Source organism: Hydrogenophaga sp. NFH-34, from assembly GCF_021401345.1.
Lineage (GTDB): Bacteria > Pseudomonadota > Gammaproteobacteria > Burkholderiales > Burkholderiaceae_C > Hydrogenophaga > Hydrogenophaga electricum.
The window spans coordinates 298,838-322,044 of sequence record NZ_JACBGE010000002.1 but is presented as its reverse complement, the minus strand read 5'-3'; the positions used below and the strand labels follow the sequence as shown (position 1 = coordinate 322,044).

General features: G+C 61.7%; 19 protein-coding genes. 3 read left to right on the top strand and 16 right to left on the bottom strand.

The genetic code is table 11. The features are described from left to right. Nucleotides 1–28: 28 nt before the first annotated feature. The 3 genes from L0977_RS03360 to L0977_RS03350 all read right to left on the bottom strand — a co-directional run bounded on the left by L0977_RS03360 (nucleotide 29) and on the right by L0977_RS03350 (nucleotide 1,889). Nucleotides 29–337 carry a helix-turn-helix transcriptional regulator gene (locus tag L0977_RS03360; protein ID WP_234263288.1) on the bottom strand — a complete coding sequence of 103 codons (309 nt, stop codon included), beginning with the start codon at nucleotides 335–337 and terminating at the stop codon, nucleotides 29–31. A gap of 84 nt (nucleotides 338–421) precedes the next feature. Then, entirely contained in the window at nucleotides 422–1,243 is an 822-nt protein-coding gene (locus tag L0977_RS03355) for a DUF2285 domain-containing protein (RefSeq protein WP_234263287.1), read from the bottom strand. A gap of 292 nt (nucleotides 1,244–1,535) precedes the next feature. Next, a complete protein-coding gene (locus L0977_RS03350) occupies nucleotides 1,536–1,889 on the bottom strand; it encodes a DUF2958 domain-containing protein (protein WP_234263286.1) in 354 nt (117 codons plus the stop codon). Nucleotides 1,890–2,201: 312 nt separating this feature from the next. Here L0977_RS03350 and L0977_RS03345 point away from each other — a divergent pair, with 312 nt between their 5' ends. Continuing rightward, nucleotides 2,202–2,492, top strand: a complete 291-nt coding sequence (locus L0977_RS03345; protein ID WP_234263285.1) for a helix-turn-helix domain-containing protein — start codon at nucleotides 2,202–2,204, stop codon at nucleotides 2,490–2,492. A gap of 58 nt (nucleotides 2,493–2,550) precedes the next feature. On the opposite strand, the gene L0977_RS03340 is transcribed toward L0977_RS03345, so the two are convergent. From L0977_RS03340 to L0977_RS03325, 4 genes are all read right to left on the bottom strand, one after another. Then, a complete protein-coding gene (locus tag L0977_RS03340; RefSeq protein WP_086920778.1) occupies nucleotides 2,551–2,862 on the bottom strand; it encodes a DUF736 domain-containing protein in 312 nt (103 codons plus the stop codon). Nucleotides 2,863–3,600: 738 nt separating this feature from the next. Further along, nucleotides 3,601–4,356: a hypothetical protein gene (locus tag L0977_RS03335; RefSeq protein WP_234263284.1), complete on the bottom strand. Its 756-nt coding sequence runs from the start codon at nucleotides 4,354–4,356 to the stop codon at nucleotides 3,601–3,603. A 342-nt stretch (nucleotides 4,357–4,698) separates the two neighbouring features. Then, nucleotides 4,699–6,708 carry a ParB N-terminal domain-containing protein gene (locus L0977_RS03330; RefSeq protein ID WP_234263283.1) on the bottom strand — a complete coding sequence of 670 codons (2,010 nt, stop codon included), beginning with the start codon at nucleotides 6,706–6,708 and terminating at the stop codon, nucleotides 4,699–4,701. A 94-nt stretch (nucleotides 6,709–6,802) separates the two neighbouring features. After that, entirely contained in the window at nucleotides 6,803–7,630 is an 828-nt protein-coding gene (locus L0977_RS03325; RefSeq protein ID WP_234263282.1) for a DUF932 domain-containing protein, read from the bottom strand. A 534-nt stretch (nucleotides 7,631–8,164) separates the two neighbouring features. Between L0977_RS03325 and L0977_RS03320 the strand changes: the two genes are divergently transcribed. Next, a complete protein-coding gene (locus L0977_RS03320) occupies nucleotides 8,165–8,833 on the top strand; it encodes a DUF6988 family protein (RefSeq protein WP_234263281.1) in 669 nt (222 codons plus the stop codon). 33 nt (nucleotides 8,834–8,866) lie between these two features. On the opposite strand, the gene L0977_RS03315 is transcribed toward L0977_RS03320, so the two are convergent. Further along, on the bottom strand, nucleotides 8,867–9,214 hold the full coding sequence (locus tag L0977_RS03315; protein ID WP_234263280.1) for a DUF2958 domain-containing protein: 348 nt from the start codon (nucleotides 9,212–9,214) through the stop codon (nucleotides 8,867–8,869). Nucleotides 9,215–9,420: 206 nt separating this feature from the next. Beyond that, complete coding sequence (locus L0977_RS03310; protein WP_234263279.1) at nucleotides 9,421–9,975, bottom strand: thioesterase family protein; 555 nt, start codon at nucleotides 9,973–9,975, stop codon at nucleotides 9,421–9,423. Between the two features lie 660 nt (nucleotides 9,976–10,635). Between L0977_RS03310 and L0977_RS03305 the strand changes: the two genes are divergently transcribed. Next, nucleotides 10,636–11,526: a hypothetical protein gene (locus tag L0977_RS03305; protein WP_234263278.1), complete on the top strand. Its 891-nt coding sequence runs from the start codon at nucleotides 10,636–10,638 to the stop codon at nucleotides 11,524–11,526. Between the two features lie 271 nt (nucleotides 11,527–11,797). Here L0977_RS03305 and L0977_RS03300 read toward each other — a convergent pair whose 3' ends face one another. From L0977_RS03300 to radC, 7 genes are all read right to left on the bottom strand, one after another. Further along, nucleotides 11,798–13,576 (bottom strand): alkaline phosphatase family protein, encoded by a 1,779-nt coding sequence (locus L0977_RS03300; RefSeq protein ID WP_234263277.1) that lies wholly within the window; start codon nucleotides 13,574–13,576, stop codon nucleotides 11,798–11,800. Between the two features lie 11 nt (nucleotides 13,577–13,587). Further along, entirely contained in the window at nucleotides 13,588–14,703 is a 1,116-nt protein-coding gene (locus L0977_RS03295; protein WP_234263276.1) for a DUF4062 domain-containing protein, read from the bottom strand. A 209-nt stretch (nucleotides 14,704–14,912) separates the two neighbouring features. After that, nucleotides 14,913–18,269 carry a DEAD/DEAH box helicase gene (locus L0977_RS03290; protein ID WP_234263275.1) on the bottom strand — a complete coding sequence of 1,119 codons (3,357 nt, stop codon included), beginning with the start codon at nucleotides 18,267–18,269 and terminating at the stop codon, nucleotides 14,913–14,915. Between the two features lie 184 nt (nucleotides 18,270–18,453). Then, nucleotides 18,454–20,262, bottom strand: coding sequence for a hypothetical protein (locus L0977_RS03285; protein ID WP_234263274.1), 1,809 nt, complete (start codon nucleotides 20,260–20,262; stop codon nucleotides 18,454–18,456). Continuing rightward, nucleotides 20,259–20,738, bottom strand: a complete 480-nt coding sequence (locus L0977_RS03280; RefSeq protein ID WP_234263273.1) for a hypothetical protein — start codon at nucleotides 20,736–20,738, stop codon at nucleotides 20,259–20,261. Before L0977_RS03280 ends, L0977_RS03285 begins: the two co-directional genes overlap by 4 nt. After that, a complete protein-coding gene (locus L0977_RS03275; protein ID WP_234263272.1) occupies nucleotides 20,735–21,901 on the bottom strand; it encodes a dsDNA nuclease domain-containing protein in 1,167 nt (388 codons plus the stop codon). Before L0977_RS03275 ends, L0977_RS03280 begins: the two co-directional genes overlap by 4 nt. 581 nt (nucleotides 21,902–22,482) lie before the next feature. Next, nucleotides 22,483–22,992, bottom strand: a complete 510-nt coding sequence (gene radC / locus L0977_RS03270) for a RadC family protein (protein ID WP_234263271.1) — start codon at nucleotides 22,990–22,992, stop codon at nucleotides 22,483–22,485. Nucleotides 22,993–23,207: the final 215 nt, after the last annotated feature.

The following is a 23,207-nucleotide window of genomic DNA, read 5'->3' as shown; positions in this document are numbered from 1 at the left end:
AGGAACGGGGGAGGGCGCGTAGCGCCCCTCAGCGCGCACGGCTGTCGGCCGAGTGGTGCTCGGCGTACTCGGGGTCGGACGTGGCCTCGAAGCTGCGCTGGTCGGCCCAGGTGTCGAGGTCGGTGACGGCGTACATGACGCGCCGGCCGAACTTGCGGAAGCGCGGTCCGCCGCCGATGACGCGCTGTTTCTCCAGCGTGCGCGGCGACAGGCGCAGGTAGCCGGCGGCCTCGTCGTTGGTGAGGTAGCGCGGCGGCTGCGGCTTGGCTGCAGCTTGCGTGGAAGTGTGTGGCGTGTGAGTGGGTGCAGCAGCAGGCCGCAAGGGAAAGGGTCGCATGAGAGGCGCCTCCATCGGTCAGGAAGGCCCGCCTGCGGGGTTGCAGGCGGGTGGAGGCAGTCTCAGGAAACGCGGGCGTTCTGCTCAGGGACGATCTGGGGTGAGCCTGTTTCGTCCCCGGGAAGGAGAGCCGAGCGGATCGATCCCGGCCAGCTCGCGGTAGCCGCCATCCATCAGAGATCGGCCGCGCTGCACCAGGCGCCGCACGCGGGCGCGCAGGGCACTGTCGGCGTGCCAGTCGGATGCGACCCCTGTCGAGCCGAACAGCCCTTCGGCAATCTCGCGCAGCGAGGCGCCTGCCTGATTGGCGTCCAGTGCCTGCAGGGTCAGCACTGCCTGCAGGGCACTTTGGCTGGGCCGTGGACGCGTTGCGGCCGAGGGCTCGAAGAGACTGGCGGCGGCCAACTGGTCCAGATCGTTCGCCAAGTTACGGTAACGCACGCAAGGCTCCTGGCAGGCGCGCATGGCGAAGGCGTGCGGCATGCCGTCGTGCAACTCGGGCGCCAGCATCAGGCGCACACAACAGCCGGGCCAGCGCGCGGCGAGCACAAGGCCTCGGCCATCGTGCTGCAACTGCTTGCGACCCGGCAGGCGCCAGAGTTCAAAAGGGGAAGCCTCGGGTGCAGGGTCATCGTCGGGTATCACGCAAATGGTGCAGGCCCGGGCGTTGAGCCAGTCGGGCAGCGCTTCGCGCGCATCCAGCCCTGGGTCTTCTAGTGTGCGCAAGCCCCAGGGCTGCGCGCCGTCAGCCGCCCGCGTGTGCCAGGCCTGGCGGTAGCTGGGGTGGCGCCGCAGGTACTCCCAGGCCAGAGCCGGGCCGTCCAGGTGCAGCACGTAGAGGTACGCCGCGCTGGCGTGCCAGGGCGGCGGCCGGGCGGCCAACTGGCCGTCGTCGAGATGGACCATATGCGAACTCCCTGTTCTTGTGCGGGAGCGTCGCATCGGTCGGCAAGGGCTACGGTTTATCGGTCTGTGATCCGGTCGTGAAGGGCTGTGCGGTGCTTCATCGTCCGATCGTGGCCGGGCTCGCCAAGATCGCGCCCGAAGCGACGGCCACGTGGTGGAAGACCATCGCGGCAAGACTGACCATGGCGTGATGCAGAGTGTTTGTCATGTCCATTTCGGTCTGGATCGTGACCGGGAATGGCATCAGCAGCAGTCGGACCCATAGGGTCTGACGCGCACGTCGATCCTTTGCTCAATCCGTGATCGAGCCGTTGGCCTGTGCCAGCCGCAGGTATTCCCACATCGGCCGCACGGCATGGAAGTGCAGGTCGCGCCGCACCGGTATCCGCTGAGGGCCGACGATGGTCGCGAGGTCCGACAGCTTGATGCTGCCCAGCTCGGGCATGCCGATGCCCACGTCGCACAGACCCCAAGCGGTGTCGCCATCGGCTGGGTCGAGCGCTGCGAGCAGCCAGGTCGCGTGCGCGTCCGGCGTGAAAAGACGTACCACGGGCCACAGGTCGACCTGCGCGTCAGCGGCGCGAGCATGTCCGTTCTCCAGCAACTGCGCGCGCTGCTCGTCGGTCACAAGGGGTTCAGTCGGCATGGTCAGGGTGCGTGGCGCTGTGCGGGAACACGAGTTGCATCAGAAGCACCGAATCGCAAAGCCGCTTTCGTGTCTCCCTGCAAAGGCGCAGAGGCGCTTTTGCAGAAAAGCACCCTTGCACGAAGGCTGAAAGTCGGCATAACGTGAATGCTCGAATGAGCCAATGCGGCTTTGGGGGTTTACGTGGACACACGAGTGTTACGTAAAAGCACGAAAAAACCCATACGGAGATTCACCAAAGCGGCAGCGAAAATCGTTAATGAGTTAAATATAACGTGGTTTTAATTGTCTCTCGACAGGACGCTTCTGTCCATGCAGAAGCGTCCTGTCCAGGCTGGCCGTCCGGCCGGTGCCACCACCTTCGATGCCGAACTGGCGCAAGCCTTCGGCGCGGCGGTGCGTGCGCTGCGCTCGGGGCAGGGCATGGCGCAGGAGGCGCTGGCGCACCGCGCGGGCATCGAGCGCTCGCACATGGGCAAGATCGAGCGCGGCGAGCACATTCCCTCGCTGCCGCTGATCTTCAAGATCGCGGCGGCGCTGGAGTGCGGTGCGACCGACCTGATGGCCGCGACCGAAGCCCAACTGGGTTCGGCCGCGGCCTGAGACTGCAGGCTTTGCCTGCAGCAGCGATCCCGCCAGGGCGGCGGGATCGGACCGGCCGTCAGGCCGTGGGCTTGCTGCGCGACCAGATCAGGTTGTGCGTGCCGTCTTCTTCCTCGATCAGGCGGGCATAGATGGTGGCCGGGAACGAGGGGTCATCCAGCGTCACCGAGAGGTAGGGGCGCTCGGACTGGCTGACCTTCTTCCAGGCGGCGCCGATGTCGTAACCGGTGCCGGCCTGGATGCGGTAGTCGGGGGCGTTCTCGCTGCCCTTGTCGTTGCGCACGAACTTGACCTTGACGTTGAGCGTGAGGGTGCGAACGGTGCCGATGAAGCCGTCGTTCTGAGCGGTGAAGGTGCCGATGTTGGCCATGATGATTTCCTTTCGGGTTACCAAGGTCGCGCCCATCGCGTCCTTGTTGTGATCCGTCAGGCGGGGGACGGGCGGGCCGCACCCCACAGCGCAGCGAAGGGGCCGCAACAGCGTGGAGGACCGGCAGGCACGGGAAATTTGCCTCGCGAGGAATCCGCGCAGCGGAGGGGAAATTTCTTGGGCCGTACGGTTGCGGCCATCAAGCCCGAGGCGCAGCCGCGACCCCGCCAGGATTCACGACGAGACAAGGACGCCTGGGATGCACCTTTCCCGAAAGCCTCATGGCCGAGCACGTTCATCACGCCTCCGGCAAGACTTCAGCGGCCACTACCCTTGCGCTATTGGTCAGAGTCGCGACGACGCGAGAAGCCACTGCAGCATCGACCCGGCGCCTTGCATCGCACGTCGCCTGTCAGGTTCGACCAGTACAGTGCCAATACCCATGCGGTATGTAGCGATCACCTCGGCCAACTGCCCGCCAGCGTGAGGGAGAACGGCATGCCAAGCAACCCAGCGCAGCGAGCAAGGGCGTAGCACCCGGCTCATATGGCGGGTCATGCAGAGCCGGATGCCGGCGCACGAACACTCCGCCCCCCCAGGCAAGCGCAGCGCGCAGGCGTGAAGGATCGAAGCCGAAGGGCCGTGACGGCTATGACGGCACGGGGCGCAGCCCGAGAGCCTGGCGGCGCTGGGCGCCGACACGCCCGAAACCGGACATGTCGAACGCCCCGACCCACGTTACAGGATGAAGCTGCCCTGGTCCGAATACCCTGCAGGCTCGATGTCCAGGTCCACCAGCAGCGGTTTGAGATCGCGCTTGCAATGGAAGGCTTGGCTACCTTCCTGAATCCAAGCTCCGAGTTTGCGTTCGAGCCAACCGTGGGCCGTTGCATTGGCTGAGCCCAGGCCGAGGTACCACTCGGGCATCACATCGTCGCGCTTCGGGTTGACCATGACGCAGATGGAGATCTCGTCATGTTCGTTGGATTTCACACTGGCCACCGCCGGCATGTTTCCGGCGGCCATAAAGCGGTAGGCGTATTGATGGCATTTCCGCCCATCCGGGTGACCTCCCTGCCACCAGTTTTCCGAGGGAGCGAGGCCAAAAAGTCGCTGCTCCAGACCGGCATTGATACCCATCGCCATCAGGTTGCGCCAGGCCCACCAGCGTGCGCTGCGAACCTTGCGCAACGGCGCGTTGCGGAACACGAAGTAGGACTGGTCAAGCTCAGGAACGATCCGCTGACCTTGTTCGATGCTCGTGTAGCCCAACTGGTGGAGCCGCTGGACCATTCGCGCATTACTGGGTTTGGAGACCTCGACGGTCGTTCGACCATCCAGCGCAGCGCGCAGCGCAGCATGCGTTCTGAAGCCGAGAGCCGACGCAAGGGCCTCGCTGAGATGAGAAGACCGAACACCGCGAGCGCGGGACTGGGCGCCATGCTTGAGATTGCGCAGCGCCGCTTTGGAGACGAAGAATGTCGAATCAGACATGCCAAATTCCTTTGTGCATGGTCGATGACTGCCGATTACACACCGACCAGAGGAATTGGATCGGTCTGAAAACAGAAAGGGAACAGGGTGTGCGTGGTTTGACCCGGCAGCAGGTCCAGTATCACGCGACTGTCCATGCATTCTATGCGCTGACGCCGAACGCGTTGGCAGGAAGTGCCCGCGCAAGACCTTGCGCGCCGCCACGCCGCTGCCTGATCTAAGGCGGCGGCGTGGCGCTTTTGATGCTTCGTTCAGCCCATGCTCCGCGCACCCAAGTCGGAAGCGACAAGGCCCCGGACGGAAAGCGCCGGGGATCTTGTAGCGCTTTGCAGACTGCCCGCGTCAATCGCCGGACGCTTCTGCCTCGGTGTGCTTCACTACTTCTGGCACCTTGCGACGGAACACGGCGGGCATCCAACCGCTGCCCTCGGCCAGTCGCTCGGCCTCCTGCGCAATCTCGGCCTTCTTGAGCTTGGACAGGCGGGGCACCTCATTCGGCGCGAACTGCGCTACCGCTTGCAGGATCGAGGCCTTGGGCACGTGCTGAAAATAGCTGTCCGCCGTGGGCTTCCACCAAGCGGCCATGTCAAGGCCCAGCGCCTGCGCCAGTTCAGCGCCGGGCTGGCTGGCGGTGGCGCGTGGCGTCACCACGTCCACCGCCGGGGCGGTACACAGCGCCAGCAGTTGCACCAGCTCATCCTGGGGCATCGCCAGCAACTTGGCGAACAGCTCGCCCGGGTCCTGCGGCAACTGGTCGGACCAAGCCTGCCGCAGTTCGCCCAGCGCGAGCACGGCGGGCGACTCGGGCCAGTCGGGTGCCAGGTCTTCCAGCCGATCACGCAGGCTCAGGCGCAAGCCCAGAGGCAGGGCGTTGCGATAGCCGCCCTGCAGGGCCTGCTGCACCAGGATGTGAACCAGCGAAGCCAGCGCCACCTGCGGATGGCGGGCGATCTCAATCTGCAGGGCTGCGGTGTGGTGCGCGCTCAAGCGCTGCGCCAGCCGGTCGGACAGGTGTTCGGCGCTGCGCGGCGTGTCACCCGTGGTCGATCCGTCCGAATCGACACCATCGTCGCAAGGGGTTTGGCCGTTGGCGGCGCGTTGACGCGCAGCGTCCAGCGCGCGCAGCGCCTTGGCTTCGGCTTCGCGCAACAGTCCCCGATGCATCAGGGGCTGCCCCTCACGGTTCAGCGTGACGATGACCCCGGCCATGGCGCGGACCTCGGGCGCGTGGTCGCTCAGTTGGGACTGCACAGCTTCCAGCTCGGCCGTCAGGGCCTCGCGGCGCTGGTGCAAGGTTTCGGCCCTGTCTTCGTCGTCCGCGTCGTAGGCTTCTTCGAGTGTGGCATCGGTGCGGTCAAGGCGACCTTGCAGCACGGCAATGCGCCGTGCCTCCTTCGCGGTGGGTTCACGGCGCTGACGCGGTGCACCCTGGAACGCCTGCCGCTCGGCAGGGCTCAGGTGCGGCACCGCATTCACCCAGGCCCATCCCTCGGCGCGCACAGGCTCGGCCAGTGTCTCCAGCTTGTCGCGCACCAACCGTTCCAGCAGCGCAGCATCGGTCAGGGTGGTGCCGGTGGCCTCGTCATCGGCGAACAGGTCGCGGCGGATGCCACCTCCGGCAGCGGTGTAGGCGTCCAGCCCGACGAAGCGCACCAGCGCATGGTCGGCGCCGATTTCCCGTTCGGTCAGGCGCTGCCGGAGCGCCCCCGGGCTGCGCTGCCATTCGGGTGCGTCATAGAACGCGGCTTCCTGGGCGGCGTGGTCATCGGTGACGGCCAAGGCCATCAACTGGTCCAGGCTGATGGCGTCGGCGCGGTAGTCGGTCATCAGGCGGGGCGAGACGTTGGCGAGCCTGAGGCGGCGCTGTACCACCAGCGGCGTGACGCCGAAGTCGGCCGCGATGTCTTCCACCGGGCGCCCCTCGGCGACCAGGGCGGCGAAGGCTTTGAATTGTTCTGCGGGGTGCATGGCCTCGCGCTGCACGTTCTCGGTCAGGCTGGCGGTGCGCGCGCTGCCGTCGGCCACCAGCAGGCAGGGCACGTCCCAATCCTTGACGATGCGGCGCTTCTTGGCCAGCAGCTTGAGGGCGGCGAAGCGGCGACCTCCGGCCACCACTTCGTAGAGCGCGCCGTCAGCAGCCAGGGTGACGGTGAGGTTTTGCAGCAGGCCCACGCGCTCGATGCTGGCGGCCAGCGCTTCGATGGATGGGCCCGCCGTCTTGCGCACGTTGCGGCGCGACGGGCGCAGCCGCGACAGCGGTACGAGCAGCATTTGCTGCGAGGGCTGGGCGGGCAACTGCGGTGCGGGTATGGCGTGTAGGGCCTGGGTTTCGGAATCGGTGAGTGCGTTCATGGTGAAACTCCTGTCGGTTGAGATGTGAAACGGGATGAGTGGTGAGGGGAGGGCGGCGGCAGGGCCTGGCCCTGCGCGCCGCCTGGGTTCGGATTCAGGCTTTGAGCTGGCGCATGCCATCGGCCAGCAGCCACAGAGCGCGGTTCAGGCGCAGGTTCTGGTCGATGCCCTGGACGGGACGGGTGCTCTGGCGGCGCCCGTTGGCGCTGCGGCCGGTCAGCCCGCCCTTGATCAGGTTTTCCTGGGTGCGGTTGAACACGCTCCACAGGTCGCGCCGGTCGTCGTCGTGGCGGCGTGGCATCAGGATTTGCGACTCGGTGACGGGTGCGGCCTTCTCGGTGTCCTCGTACTTGAGGGCCAGCGCGGCGCGCGCGAACACCTCCGATTCGCCCGCGTCCAGCGCCACGGCCTGCATGGCCTCGCGCGATTCTTGTGCCTGCCCGAAGCCTTGCAGCACGGTGTAGGCTCCATCGATCACCTGGGCGGCCACATCGCCCTTGTGTGGCACGCGCACGTCGGCCACGGTGTCGCCGCACACCAGCCCGTTCTGGCAGACAAAACGCAGCATGCCGGCCAGCATCTGGTAGCTGCTGGTGCCGTCGTGCGAGTTGAGCAGGATGATTTCGTTGGCCTCGCGGCCATTGATCTGGCTGGCATGGCGAAGCCGGATGAGGTGCTTGGTGAATTCGCGCCGGTCGTCGTGGCGCACGCGGGTCTGGCACACCATGAAGGGCTGGAAGCCCTCGCCGCGCAACTCCTGCAGCACGGTGGCGGTGGGGATGTAGCTGTAGCGCTCGGAGCGGCTGCCGTGCGGCGCCTCGGCAAAGATCGATGGCGCCACGGCGCGGATCTGGTCATCCGACAGAGGGGACTCGGAACGCAGCACCGGCGAACGCGGTGCGAAGCGGGAAGCAAGTTGCATGGTCATTTCTCCAAATGAAGCTGGCTGTTGAAAACCCCCACCGGATTCCTAGATTCAGAGCCCTTTTCGGGTCTTCCGGTGGGGTCGGCGCAAAGACCTGGGCCGGCCCCTTCGCCACCGTCTTTCCTGAGTTCATCGCCCGCGACCCAAGGAGCGCGCCGCCCGGTGCCGTCAGGGAGGCAAGCGCCAGGGCTGGTGCGGCCCGCAGGCGCAGCCGAGGACACGGCCTGGCGCGCCTTGACGGCACCGGGTGGCGGGCTACGGTCGCGGAAGTGGTGATGGACGAAGGAAGAGGGCGCCAGTGGCCCCTGGCCGCAGGTGGCGCCGACCCCACGCAAGCGCAGCGCGCAGGCCCGGGTGTCAGGCCGGGCCGAAGGCGTCAGCCGACCGGAGGGAGGGAACGATGGAAGCCCGCCAGGGACGAGACCGCGGGACTGCAGGGACTGAGGGCTCGGTGCGCAGCACGACAGCGCGGCCGGCCGCAATCACAGGGCCGGAGACGTCCGGTTGCATTGAGCGCTCTACGATGACGGCATGACCGAGAAAGACGAGAACCACCCCGATCCCCTGGAGCAGATGCTGCTGCGCTCGGATGCCTTGCACGAACGGCTGAACGAGCTGCTCGACGACGCCGCGTTCGATGGATCTGCGCGTGGCGAGGCTGCACTGGGCATGTGCGTGGTGGCCATGGAACACGGGACTGCCTTGCGCGCCTTGATGGCACTGGGCATGCCCACCTCGGCGGTCAGTCTGATGCGGCTGCAGTTCGAGGCCCTGACCCGCTCAATGTGGCTCATCTATGCGGCCAGCGATGCCGCCATCGAGAAGCTGTCGGCCCCGCTCACGCTCGAAGCCGAGCAGGCCGCCAAGAACCTGCCCAGCGCAAAGGAGATGATCGATCAGATCGGCAAGCGAGTCGGGCAGGGCGTTCCTGCCGCAGCCCACCAGATGCTGACCCAGTTCAAGGACGTGTCCTGGAACGCCATGAACTCCTTCGTGCACGGCGGCATCCACCCGCTGCGACGCAGCGCCGATGGTTTCCCCGTGCACCTGGCCCTGCAGGTGCTGCGCAACTCCAACGCCCTGAGCACCATGACCGGCATGACCATGGCCATCCTCACGGGCGACGAAGCCATCGCCAATCCGATGAGCAAGATCCAGCCGGCGTTCGCCGACTGCCTGCCGGATCTGCTGAAACCCTGAAAACCAGGGCGTCCGTGACGCCCTGGTGGTTGGTCAGACGATGATGCGCCCAGCCAGCCGTGCGTCCCGCGCGTAGGCGCTCAGGCGCTTTTCGGCGCGAAAGTGCAGATCGCGCTCAACCGGTAACCCGAGCCGACCGCGCACGGTGGCCAGCTCCTGCAGACTGACCCAGCCAAGCTCTGGCGCCCCCAGGCCCAGGTCGCACAGACCGAATGCATGGTCATGGTCCTCCGGGTCGATTTCGGTCAGCAGCCAGGTCGCGCCGGCGTCGGGTGTGAACAGCTTGACCACGGGTGCCGGGTCGGAGTCAGGGTTCTGCAACGATTCGCGGCCGTTGGACAGCAGCAGCACGCGCTGCTCGTCGGTGATGAGTGCGTTCATGGTGAACTCCAAAGGAATGCCGGGCGGGATTGCCCGCAGCCTCCGGGTCACGGCGCAGCGCAGCGGTCAAGGTTCGAAGACGGCCGCCCAGGCCGCCAGCGCAGCGCAGTTGCGCGCCGACCTTGACGGCGAGAACGGTGTGGCACGCTGGGTGCAACAGCAAGCCAGCCCCCACTGCCCAGATGCTCCGATTGGGCGGAGTGCGTTCAGGAAATCTGCGATTCCTGGCGACGGGGCAACTCAGGCGGAGCACGCCAGCCGAGGGCGCTGTCAACCATGTCTCCGTCTGATTTCGTCGTGAGCGCATCGACTTTCACGGCAATGCGCGACTCCATCGGCGCTCGTGGAGCCACCACCAGAATGACGGAGCCTTCGCAGACCATCTCGTGGTCGTCGGATGCCTGAACGAAGAATTTCGCGCTTCGCTGCCCCAGGCGTTCAACCCATCCCCGCAGCTTCAGGGTTGATCCGGGTGGGATCGGCCCCTTGTGCTCCAGTTCGATCGTCCGGCCCACCACGACCTCCGAGTCGGCATCCACGTATCGATGCATCTCGCGGATACAGATGGATTCGACGACTGCGACCAGATATCCGGTTGCCAGGCATTCGATCAGCCTCTGCGCATAGTCGCTCCCATGCGGGAGCCTGGAGAACAGCGCCCGAGCCGTCTGCTCCGGTGGCACGCCGTAGGTTTCTTCAAAGGAAATTTCACTGATGCCTTGGTGATTCATGGAACTGGGAAATGGGTTGACGACGTGCACTCGCTCTCCGAAACCCCGCGTCAAAGCGGGGTGACCGGAACAGCGCTCGATCCTCGTTCGGATGCGTCGCGTCTTCAACCCAGCCAGGCGTGCTCCAGCGTAGCTGGCTTGACGCCCGTGACAAACACTCCCATCTTCATAAGGCTATGGCCCACTGCAGCGTTTCGTCGCATATACGGAGCAGCAGAGCTCGTGACAGGGTGGGTGCTGACATTCTGCCGTTCCCGGTTCCCGGAGTCCCGGCGAAAACTCGACAGGTGGAAGCACATGGCATCATGAAGTTCGACGCTGGCGAAAGCATGGAACCCTTTGGAGCGCGCGATGAGTTCGATACCAGAACGGGAACAGCTCTACACCGAGGTTTGGTCTGTCCCCATGATTCATCTCAGCAGACGCTACGGCCTGTCAGGCCCGGGGCTTCGACAGGTGTGTGTGAAACTGGGCATTCCGATACCAGCGAGAGGCCACTGGGCCAGGCTTGCTGCTGGCCACAATGTCCCCAGACCTTCTCTTCCTCCCGTCGCCGCTGCCGCCGAGGACGAGGTTGTTGAGCGTCGGCATCGGAAGGGAGCGCGACGTTCCAGGCAGACATCGTTTGATCAAAATCCAAAATCAGATCGAAGTGAAATGCCGCTGCCATCACCTGAGCGATCTGATGCGATGCAGCCGTTGGCACTTCATCCTCTGATCCGGGCATTGCTTCCCAAATACGAAAAAGAGGCAGCGGAAGCATTTCAGAGAAAAGCGAAGCACGAATGGGAAGAGGCCCATCCAGGGCGACAGTATCGAGGTGCCGCACCGCCCTTCTATAGCTGGAAACACTTCTGTGACCGTGGTCAGATTCTTGCGGCGACCCATAGAAAGACCGCGATCCGGGTTTCGCTCATGACCTATAAGCGAGCATTGCGCTTGTTGAGCTCGCTGGTCGCAGAGCTCGAAAAATTCGGCTTTCAGCTCACGTTCGCCGATCAAATGGAGCGCTTGATCGCGAAGCGAGGCGAGGCACACATCAGCATCAGGTTGACCGAGAAACTTGACGCTGGTACCCGTTTCGACAGGATCAACTCGTACTCGCGTGAAAAGGAATACGTGAAAACGTTGGGTCCGACAGGACGCCTTTGCCTTGGCATTGAGCAGATGGGCCTTGGCGAGACAATCTTGAATGACACGTCCGCGACGTCTTTGGAGACCAGGTGGCCCGAGATTCTTTCTGCTGCCGAAGTCCGTCACCGTGGCTCTCTGGAAGCTGTGGCCAGATGGGGGAAGCAGCGTGAGGTACAAGAAGAGGCGGCTCGCCGCCGGGCAGAGGAGCAAAGGGTCAGGGAAGAGGTTCAGAGGAGAGATGCTGCGGAGAAAGCCCGGCGAGATGCGCTGCTGCGTGAGGCACAGAACTGGCAGTCGTCACAGCTGCTCCTGAGCTATGTGGCGCACTTGGATGGGCTTCGAGACGTATCCGGCAAGGTCAGTGAGGACTTTGATGTTTGGCGTGAATGGGTTCTCAGCGTTGCCGTCAGCCTTGATCCGAGCAACACAAGACTTGCTGCATCCTGAACCTCGAAGCGAGCCCCATCGACCCTCGAATCTATAACAGCGAGCGGGACAGCCACCCGGCTGAACGGCGTGTCAGGAGTCGCCGCAGAGCCGGCCTCGACGACGCTCGTTTTCGTTTAGTGGTTGCAACTCCCTGGCGAACGACAGGTCGGGGTGCGAGGCGCACCGCAACACCTCCGCCACGGGCTTCGCGGATGCCACACGTGTGCAGCTGGATCGCAAGTATCCTTTGTGCCTGTGGTGTACTTCTCTTGCAGATTCAACTCGAGATTCATGCAATGGGTGCGACTGCGAGCAAGTGATTCGAAAAGCTGGTTTCAGTTTCGCATCGCCAGGTGGCCCACAGCTTGCACCCCTCGGCTGAGCCCAGGTCCAACTCCAGGGCCAGCCAGTTACGCGCTGCCATGATGTGCTTGTCGTGCCCGGGGAACGGCATCACCTCCGCCACGTACTGCACGTCGATGTTTTGAGGTTGCTTTGCATTGCTGTTCATCCAGGATAGGAACAGCCGTTCCATCACGCCCATGAGCGAAGGGTGAACTACAGCCGACGAGGTGAACTGATGGATCTGCGACCAGGTTTCTGAAGCGGGCAAGTCTTTCCGGTAGGCCGTACCCCAGGCCGCGACGTGCACGTCGCCCGACACAAGAGACACACGGATCTTCTTGTCGCGCGCCAAGTGAGAAAACACTTCCAGAAGGCGCTTGCGCTCACCTTCGTGGTCGTCGTGGGACCAGTGATCCTTCAAGTCGTCGGCATTGCTGTCCGTAACGTGGTCTTGCCCGAACTTGTCCATCAGCGACTCGGCCAGGGGCAGCTTGGGATGCACCACGGGCACCGAGGACAAGAACAGTAAGTGCTGGCAGGCGCTCTTAGGTTGTGCGCCCGTGCCGGATTCCAGGTTGCCGGTCCATTTCTTGATCTGGCTCCAGGTGTCCGAGCCCATCACCTGCGCCCGCGAGCGCTCGGTGCGCAAGTCGGCCGCCACGATGGCCACCGGCCCAATGGCATAGGCCGACGTGAAGCCGGGCTGGCCGTCCAGCAGGGGTAGCGCCAGCCCATCCTTGGCGAGAACCTGGCTCCATGTGATGGGCTTGAGCAGTGGGTCCTGGCGAGAAAAACCTGTCGGAGTCGTGTCTTCCAACTCGGGTAAGTCGGTTAATGCATGCTGCATCTGAAACACCCAGAAGGCGCGTCGGGCTTGCCGGAACAGCGTTTGAAAGAGCGGGCTGTTCTGCATCTCGCAGCTATACGAACCCCAGCCGTCGAAGATGTCGTGGTCGTCCCACATCATCACCGTAGGGATGGATGCCATCGCTGCACTCGCGTCAAGCGTGGCCGTAGGCGACGACCAAGGCCTTCTCTCAGTGGGCAGCCAGCGTTGCTTGTACAGCCCGAAGTAATAGGCCTCGATCTCGCGCTCGAGCGCCTTGGTGACCTTGAACTCCAACTGCGCCTGCCGAGGCAAAGCCACCCACTGCCGCAGTGTCTTGATGTCTTCCCAGATCGAATCAAAGTAGATCTGGTCGCCCCCCATGAGCATTAAATGAAAGCGTTGCAGCCCCTTGTCGTGGATGCGCTTTTCGTGCCATAGCTGCTCCTTGTCCAGCAGCTTAACTTCGCCTGACCCTTGCTTCCTGCGCAGCGCACGGTCGTGGCTGTAGAGTAGGTCTTCCCATACCGCGTCCGACGTGCGGATGAGCTTTCGCATCACAGCCGGGTCGGAAAACCCGTTGCACGACACATAGGCCATGCGCGGCGAAAAGTCCTTGCCCGGCACTGTCATGTTCCACGTCAGCCCGCCTGGAATGCCGTAACTCACCGTGCGCTCGTTCTTCAACACCTTGCAGGAGAGGTCGTAGCGCATGTAGCGTTCGCCGTGGATGGCCAACAACTCCTTCGGTGCGGGACACGCTTTGCCATCCACCTCCAGCGCCGGCACGGCCGCGCTCACCTTCAGGCCCACCAGCGCGCTCACCCTCCAGACATCGCCTTTGCCGATGCCGCGGAACGACAACACGGGGCCCAGCAGCAGATCCTTTTCATTCATGTTCAGTCCCCTCAGGCGTTCATTTCCTTCGCCACCACCTTGACGATCCGGGCGCGAGACACCGCCCGGCGCGCCACCAGCACTGCCTCACCCGTCTGTTGCAACCATTCAAAGAACCGTTGACTGGCGTGCCGCGTCTGTGAGTCATCTCGGCAGTTGGCCAAGAAGGCAAATTGCACCTTCTGCACGTCATCGGCCACGAAAACCCCAAAGGGGCCGCTCACCACCGTCGCGTCCGGGAATCCCAATAGCGACGTGGCCTGAGTTTCCGTCGCGCCTCGGTGACAGGCAATCAGATGCAGTGGCCCGTGCGCCGAAGCCAGCAAGTCGATGCGCTGGTGATCCTCTAGAAAGGGTCGTCCCACCAACTCGCGCGCGGCGGCCACGCTGAACGAGGCCGGAATCGCGTGAACCACCACCGCTACATCCTTGCCATCCAAGTTGACCACCACACCGCCGTCCATCGCTCTGGCGCCCTTCAGCCCACCCAGGGCCGTCTTGAGCGTCGATTCCATGGCCATCTTTCGCTGACGGAAGTCGAGCCGGGTCCAGTCCAGCGCCGCGCCGACATCGAAGCGGGTCGATGCGCCGGCCTGCACGCCCCGTTGCGCTAGCGAGATCACGGCATCCGAGAGCGCCTCGAACACGCGCTTCTTTGCCTCCGCAACGGTTTTCACTTCGCCGCCTCGGAAGGCGGTCTGTCGCGAGAGATAGTCCTGGAAGCGCCGGTTGCGCTCGATTGCTGCGCCTTTAGCGTCGGCCACTGCTGGCAATGCCACCAGGCGCACCTTGGCCTGGGCCGAACGAAGGCCCTCCATGTATTCGGCGTGGCAGATGCCGATGTCCTGGTCGCCAGCGGCCCAGCCCGCATTGCCATTGGACAACACAATGAGCACGTCGCAATCGCGCACGGCCTGCAGGCAGGTATCCCAGCTATCCTGCGTGCCTTCGGCCGGCGGGGCGTCTTCGTTGATCCAGACCTCGAACAGCTTTCGGCCCAGCACTTGGGTGGACTCGATCTCGGCTTTCAGCTCCTTGCGCAGGTCGGTCAATGTCGTCTTGCTGCCGGTTGGGAAGGCGTCCAAGCATCTGCTGGAGAGCATTACCCGAATAAGAGATTTGGCCAAGAAGTGCTCCTATTTGACTATCTACTGATGAACTTCGGATATTGCTGCACTGCTGCCATCCGATGTTCGAAGGTCAGATGAAGGCTGATAGCGGAAGTCCAGGCTTACCACGGTGAACGTCCGCTGCATCGCATTCCATTCGCTGACCAGCCCAAAGACCATGGTCGCGATCGATCTCAGCTTGCAAGCGCCCGGCAGCGACTGCCCCATCAGCTTGATATCACTACTAGAGGATGGTTTGTGACGGTGCGGAGAAAGAGGCTCGTAGAGCCAAGAATGGCAAGGTGGTCATTCTCGATGCCCGCCTTGGACAGCCCCGGTTGAACAATACCGACGCGAAAGACAACGTACTTGCGTCGCGACGCCTTTCTCAGCACAACGAGCCTGTCCAGACTTCCGCGAACAAAGCGCGTCGGGCGACCCGCGCGATGCTTGGTCTCACGCTCTGTGAGATGAGCAACCAAGTTAGGAAAATTCCATGTCCACTTGGTCGATTTTTGCGCTTGGCCGCAGACCTCGTAGAGGTCTTTCACGCGGTTTCCAGGCGCGGCTCCAGAGGAATACTTGCAGTGCCATAAAGTCACAGTGATGGTCTGCTCCCCATCTTCAATAGCTACGATGTCCGCGCTTTCCCCGGCATCGTCGTCATCAATGATGAACGCCGAAGGCCCTTGCTCCAGGTGCTCGATAAATTTTTGCTGAATCGAGCGGGGGCGCAGCGCGCCATCTTTCCATCGGCTTTCCTGATTTTGGAGCGTGTCGCCCCACGCCAGCGGAGCGATCAGCTCTTGGTCATAAACCTCCGCTAGTTCTTCACGCGGTTTCAGCAGTATTTCGCCCGAGAGTTGCGAGCCATCTGCAAGTCGTACGAGAGGTGGGTTGGTCGTGAAGAAGTCAACCGCCAGATCAGTCTTATTGAAGGCCTCGATGCTGACATCAGGTCCTTCGACCCGCACAATCGAATAGAACAGTCCCTGAGCTTCTCCTTCGGGGACTAGCGTCATCTTGAACACAGTCTCGACTTCACTGCCAGCCTTCAGCTTGAACGTGAACTCGTTACCTGCCGGGGTCCACTCGACAAGATCTAGCTGACACTCATGAAAACTGTATTTGTTTTCTCCGTGCACAACCGTGATCTTGAAACTCGCCGACTCGAAGAGCTGATCGGGCCAGTCGATCATCATCGCGTGCTCATCGGGAAGCACGCCGCCTTTACGCAACTCAGGAACGAGGGTGTACTTGAGGAAGTCGTTGGGCTCGATGTTCTCGTTTGAGAGCTTGACCCCCAGGTCTCGGCACCAATCTCTCCAACCGGCCAGAGAGTCCGTCTGAAGGGACCAGATTTTTCCTTTACGTGAGCACCCAATGCTCACCCTCTTTCCGTCTTCGTAGCCTACGCCCATGACGTTCGACTTCATCTTGTCCTGCTGCAGCACGGGATCGATAGCGTCACGGACATCGAGGCCAGCAAACATCTGGTATCTGACATTCCGGCTCAAGCCCGTCAAACCCACGCTGTGCAGCGTCATTCGGCGCAGATTGCTGAAAGCCCTGAACACCTCCTCATCGCGAACCGGTTGCGGGTCAGTCGAGAGACTTTGAGCCAGCTTCCACGCGAAATACTTGCGGGAACTGTTAATAAAGAGAAGGCCTTTTTCCTCGTCATAGAAGGCGATAAAAAGGTCCCAGGTATCGATGACGATGTCACGGGAGTCTGTCCAGTCAACCTTGTCTTTCTGATTGACAATGAAGACCAGCATCTTGTCTTGCTGACTGAAGATCGGTTGATAAATGACCTGGCTCGGTCGAAATGCATTTGCATACCCGGTGTGGTCGAAGTCCGTGACGCGAAACACCTCCGTGCTCAGCTTCGGGTTCATCGTGAGCGTAGATATCTCCAGTTCTGTCGCAACTTCCTCCAGTGGTTGAAGGTTTTCCACAAGCTCCGACAGCCTCGCCTGCGGGTCGATTGCGTCATAACTCAAGTCCGACAGCAGGTTGTTCCAATCAGCATCTTCTTGATAGAGGCTTTCAAGGGCTTCAGGCACGCCGTCTTCAGCAGTATTTGCTACGAAACTTGCGTCCCCGACATTGTCGGCCGCACGAGCGAAGCGACCAATAAACTGCAGCGTGATGCCCAGGCTCTTGTGGACGGAGTGCAGCGCGGCCACTTTGAGTTGCGGCAAGTCAAATCCTTCGCCGAACATGTCCACGCAGATCACGATCCTGTGCTCACCGCTTCGGATATTCCGAAGAATCTGTTCGCGACCCTTCGTGTAGCTGTGGACGAGGACCGGGTTCAGGTCCGGAAACACTGCGCTGTAGATGTTGTCAAACAGGTCCTTAGCTTGACCAATCGTGTTGGCTCTCGCCAGCAGCATGTGGTCTAAGCCGCTTGCCAGATCGGCCCTCAGTCTCTCTACGGCTTTCTCGGCGATCCGCAGATCGGCCACAGAGCTGTCCGGCTCAAAGACTTGAAGGAACTGGATCGGCTTGAAGAACTCGTTCTCTTGGGCAAGCTGAAGTGGGTAGTTGTAGATGATCTTCCCGTTCAACGCCTTGCCGTCTTCCCGGAATGGCGTAGCGGTGAACAACAGCATTCGAGCATGAGCGCAATAACTTGAGAACCTGTTCCAGGTTGTCGCTTGCGCATGGTGCGCCTCATCGAAGAAGACTTCACTGAAGAGTGCTGCAAACGCTTTTTGCTCATTCTCGTCGCCTCGGCTGATGGAGGCCATCGTGGTCACCACAATGTTGCAGCTTCGCAGCGCGTCGAACTGGGCCGCGGTGGGCTTTCCTGTCAGTACGCCCACGACCGGATTGAGCACGTCAGTGACGATGCCCAATTTCCTCAGGAGCCCGTACTCCCTGAACTTATCTGCAGTCTGCTGCCGCAGCGCGTCTGTGGGCACTATGACCAAGATGCGATCACCGCGCGATTCGACGGTGATGGCCAGCATGACCTCCGTCTTCCCCGTCCCTGTGGGCATCACAATGATGGCCGGGTCTTTGCTCAAACTCCAGTGCGCCGCTATCGCGTGGAGCGCGCCGATTTGAGGTGCGCGCAAGCCAGGCCTAGCGGCGTGCCCCTCAACTGCAACAAGCTCGGAGACGTAGTTGATCCCGCCTCGCCATGATGCATGGGCCTCAGCCCTCAGCCGGTTGCCTTCAGCCAAGCTGTCTTCGACTTCCCGGAAGCGCGCTTCCGCGATTTCAAGTATTCCGTCTATAACCTCACCATCAGTCCCGCGTAGCACCCCGGCAGGAGCCAGATCGGTGAAGTCAAATCCATTGACCATCAAATCGATGGCGTAGACAGCGCCGTCTTCAGTGGTCGCCTTGAGGCGTTTGAAATTCGGGCCTCTGGATCGATGGGCAACGACGGTGGCCGGATAAACCGCGCTCGCACGCCCGATGCATGAGGCGTCGATTACGCCGTCCCGGTTCTGGAAGGCATATCTTGTCGGCAGGCGCAGGCGCGTTGCCGCAGCGAAATCCGCTTCTGTGACCATTCCCCTGCCTCCGTTCTGTATTCGCGCATCGTACTCATAGCGAGCAAAACTCATCAATCTTACGTAAGTCCATGCGCTGCCTGGTGCTGGAAGGGGTGTAGCGGTGCGGCGCCAATGGCGCACCCACCTTCATCGAGGCGGCTGCGTCCACCAACGAAGAGTTGCACGCGCTGCTGCAGACCGTCAGATGTTCTGTGGCTACTCAGAACGACTGTTTACTGCCAACAAGACCTGGCTCTTACCGATTCGTCAATAGGCCATCGGCCAATAAATCCTCGCGCCGTCCAAGGTACATCGGCTTGTCCGGGCCATGATATTCAGGAAGCCAACGCTTGTCCTTCGGTCCAGTCGGATGGTCGTACTCGGTGGACGAGAACACGAGCTGAGCATTGTTCGCTTCGCACATTTTCTCCAGCTCCCTAAGGTACTGCGCCAGGTCGGCGGTATGGAGTTCTTCTTGCTTCGGGGTGTCGAGGATTAGGATGCGGAACGGGCGCGACTTATCTGATAGGTACGCCTCAAACAAGGCTGCATGTATGGCTAAGACCAGACGAATCGTCGTGCTGCTAGTGCCGCCGCTGCCTATGGTCTCTATCGTTTCGCCACCGAACGTGAACCGAAGGTTCAAATCTATATCGACGTTCGTCGACACGTTCTGCGTCACCAGCGTCTGCATCCACTTGACGGTGAGTTCGCGCAGGGTCAACCGTAACCTCTTGAAGTCGTTGTCGGCTCTGCCCGTGTTGGATAGTGCGTCGATGCGGTCCTGAATTCGGTCCCGTTCCTTCTCCAGCTCAAACAGCTTCGAGCGCTCGTTCTTTAGCGCAGATATACGGCCAAGTTCAGATTGCACGTCGACAAGCTGCTTGGTGAGTCCCTTAACAGCTGTCACCAGCTGATCGACACCAGAAGTGGTAGGCGAGTCGAGGCTGTCGACAAGTGTCTGACGCTCTGCGCCCAGCTCGCCTAGACGCTCTTGCAGCTGTTCGACGCGAATCTCGGCGCGAATGCTGTTGCGCTCGAGGTCTTTGATTTGATCCTTGAGGTACAGAAGGTTTTTCCCATACGACTCGGTGCTGCCCAGGAATAGCCCGCAATTCGGCACGCGACAGATTTCCTGAAACGAGGTGAAGACTCGCCGGGCCTCTTCGTTCAGGCCAAGCGTCTTGACCTCGCCATCTATCTCAGCTCGGATGGTCTCGATGCCTGCAATACGGTTCTGCAAGTCGAAGAGCTCCACCTGTTTGGCCCTGATCTGGAAATCCTTCTGGCGCAGAATCTCCGAGAGCGTAGAACTGGCAGTACCTTTGGCATCGACAGATGCACGAAGCGCGTCGATCTGCCGGGTCAAGTCGTCCACAGTCCGCTGCAACACCTCTTGGTTGGCGTCGCTGGCGTCAACTCCGCGGCTTTGATACTCCAGCACCCGCTGCGCCCCCACGATCTTGCGCGTTTGTGCTTCGAGGGCGCTCTTCTCCTCGATAAGGCTTTTCTTGACCTCGTAGGAGTGCTTGGGATTCAGGCCAAAGGCGAAGCGGACCATCTCCGCGAACTGGTCTTCAATGAACGGGTTGGGCGACCGATATGCGGCGGAATATCCATAACCCTGAATCAAGTAGAAAACTGGCAGCAGCGTGGAGATGTAAGGCTGTGCTTCCCCTCCCTTATTCGAGACAAGCCGTGGAGGCTTGAGCCCAAGCAGTCTGAACAGCTCAATGGAGAAGGAACCCTCCGCATGATGCTCCGTCTGCTCGCCATCGAAATCAATCGTCGCGTAGAACTCGTTGTTCGTCGCCCCGATTACCCGGCGGATCGTCAGCGGCTTACCTTCAGACTCTGCATGCAGAACAACTGCCTTGCATTTCTCAAGGATGTCGTTCCGAAACTTATTTGGAAAACCGAGTGCCGACGCGAGAGCGCGGATGACCGGCGACTTCCCGCTTCCGTTTGGAGCGAACAACATTGTGGTCCGGTGACCAAACTCCAGCAACGAGCTTTCCCAACCCGCTTGGCCCAGAGGTTCGATTTGCAGCGACTTCAGCCTCAATTTACTTCCCCCCTGACTCGCGCTTCATCTCTAATGTACTGATAGCTGAGCTCAATTGTTTTCATGGAGACAGCCAAGAGGCTTTCGCCGTTTATGGCGTCGTTGTAGACCTTCTTACCGAGGTCGGTCGCCGAGACTCGGCGCGTCGCTCTGTCAATGGTGACCTGCCCGGTCGACTCTAGGAACGTGAGTGCCTTGATCGTCCTGATGCGAAGGTTGCCGGACCATCCAATATCCTGCGACGAACCTTTGAACCCAGCGACAGTACGCTCCAAGCACTCGCCCACCAGCTGACCAATCTCTGGTAGCTCGGGCTTGGATAGCCCCTTCGATAATGCCAAGATGGTCATGGCAAGTAGGGGCAGCTGAAACAGCGCCTCGTTGTCGAGCGTGTGCGCCGGGGACGGCCCATCTCCGGATATCTGCAGCTTCAGGTTGAGCCGCTTTGCCTCACTGAAGAAATCGGCTGCGCTCATCGCGTCAACCTTCTAACGACCGAGGCGCAGAACGCTCCGAATACAAGGTCGGTATTCAATGCCGGGAATTTGTTGCCTATGGGCGAGTCCAGAACGCCTTGGACGAAATTCTCAAGGTCTGAGATTGCACCGCCGGCAAGTAGCCAAAGCTTGCACTTGCTATCAATTTCTTCGAGCAGCACGTTGAAGGTGAAGTCGGGAGATCCATGCCGCGCGCTCCGCACCCAGACATCCCAGGAAACCTTGGCGCGTGAAGCTGCCTCAATCATCGAGTCGGTGGCGCCGACCTCTTTCAGCTTCCGCTGAAGGATGGATGCGGACTTGATGGCTCCAGGGTCACCCCCTGCCAAAAGGGTCTGATACACCTGCGTGGAGATGCTAAGGACCTTGAGCAGGTCCTCTAGGCCGACACTGGCCACCGTGTCGATACCGGACTTGGATAGGCCGTTGATCGGAGCACAGGACTTTTCCTCGACGAGCGCTACCAAGCTGTTGGCAATGCGTTCGACCTCGTGCTGGTGGAGCTCGATTTCGCTGTGCTGCCAGATTGCTTTGTGCGCGGCCATGGCAAAGGCCTCGAGCGTGTCGCCGATATGCTGAACGTTCGCCAGCAGCGACAACTTCTTCCGAGCTGCCTCGACTTCCTCTGGCAACATTGGCTTGCCAGGAGAAACTATGTCAGCAAACTTGCTGATGAACTGGCTGATGTACTTCTTGCTGGATGACCCTGCGGCTAGGTCTGCAACGACTTCGTGAACGTCGTCATCGAAGTGCACATTGCTGAGTACCGTGATTCTGCGGCATTGCTCGCCGAACTCGACGGTGTGCACAAAGAGCTTGCCGGCGATGCTCTTTCGAATCGCTTCCAGCTTCTCTTCAGTGTCGAGCGCGCCCTTCTTCTTAAGCGAGAAGACCTCGGCCACGTCCCATTGCTGATTGGCCTTGCCCTTGGTCTTGACCTGGAAGAAGTGGTACTCGACGACGCCAGCAACGGTTCGGCGCACGACGAAGTCATCGTGATAGTCGCAGTAGACACGGTCGACCTCTTTGCCGCTCAGAATCTCAAGCGCCGCGTAGGCGGCAGCCTGGAACTGCATTCGGAATCGCGTAACCGTGGTGCGCCCGGCTGTCTCCCGCGGCGCTTTGTCATGGATAGTGTCCATGGATTCTTTTGTGTACTCCCCGCTATTCGCGCTCACCGTTTGTAACAGATTTGCGAACGCAAACGCCAGAACTTGATTCCCGGCTTCTACGTTCGGTAGGCTGGTGCGCTGGAAAAGCCGGACGCACGCGGCCACAGGCATAGCGAGCGGATGTTCACTGCACCTTGAGGCGGTGGTGTAGATGGAGAAAGTCACTGTGCAAATATACAGTTATCTGGCTAATCGCTCAGCGTGACTCTATGAAAGGTAGTGAGGGGTCGCAGGTCTTCAGCGTCAGTTCGGCAGCGCCTTTCGAAAGGCAACAATCGCCGCACTTCAGACCCTATAGACGAAAACCACGCGCGAAACCGGGTTCGTCTTGGAGACCCACATCGAGGCACGTGCCGATCGATCTGCGCAGAAACCACTGGACCAATGCACTGTGGCTTCGGCGTCTTGCAGGTCAAGCATTGCCTGCTCGGCGGCACTCCTGGGCGCCAAACCAGCGCGGCGGGATGGGGCGCTGCTCGACCCCTGGAGGGACTCCTCAGGTCACTCCGATGCCTCGGCGGAGCAAAAAAGGGGGGCTGCGCCCCCGGGGTTCACAGCCGTCCACATTCGGCCATCGAAAGGACCTGGTCGCCCGCCACGATCATGTGGTCCAGCACCCGCACGTCCACCAGCGACAAAGCCGACTTGAGCGTCTGTGTCAGGTGCTCATCGGCCCGGGACGGCTCGGCCACCCCCGAGGGGTGGTTGTGCACCAGAACCAGGGCGGCCGCATTGCGGGCCAGGCACTCCTTGACCACCTCCCGTGGATAGACCGAGGTCTGGCTCACCGTGCCCCGGAAGAGTTCCACGTACTCGATCAGTCGGTTCTGCGAATCCAGCATCAGGACCGCGAACACCTCGTGCTCCAGCACACCCAGCTTCACCTTCAGGAACTCCCGCACCGCCTGCGGTGAGTCGAACAGTGCCCGCTCGCCCAGTTGTTGTCGCAGGATGCGTTGCGCCGCCTGCAGCACCTCGTCGGTCTGCGCCGGGCGGTATTCGCCCGCGGTGTCGCGAACCAGAAGAACGGAAGGATCGAAGGAGAAGAGATCGTGTGCCATGGCCGGCTCCGTGAATCGGGCGGGATTGCCCGAGACCGGCACCTGCACGGCGCAGCGCAGGGGTCAAGGTTCGAAGACGGCCGCAGGACGCCAGCGCACCACCGCAGGGCAGGGCGCGCCGACCTTGACGCCGAGAACGGCGTGCTACGGTGAAGGGAACAGCAAGACGCCCCCACCCACGCACCTCACGCGTACCAGGGCAAGCACAGCGCGCA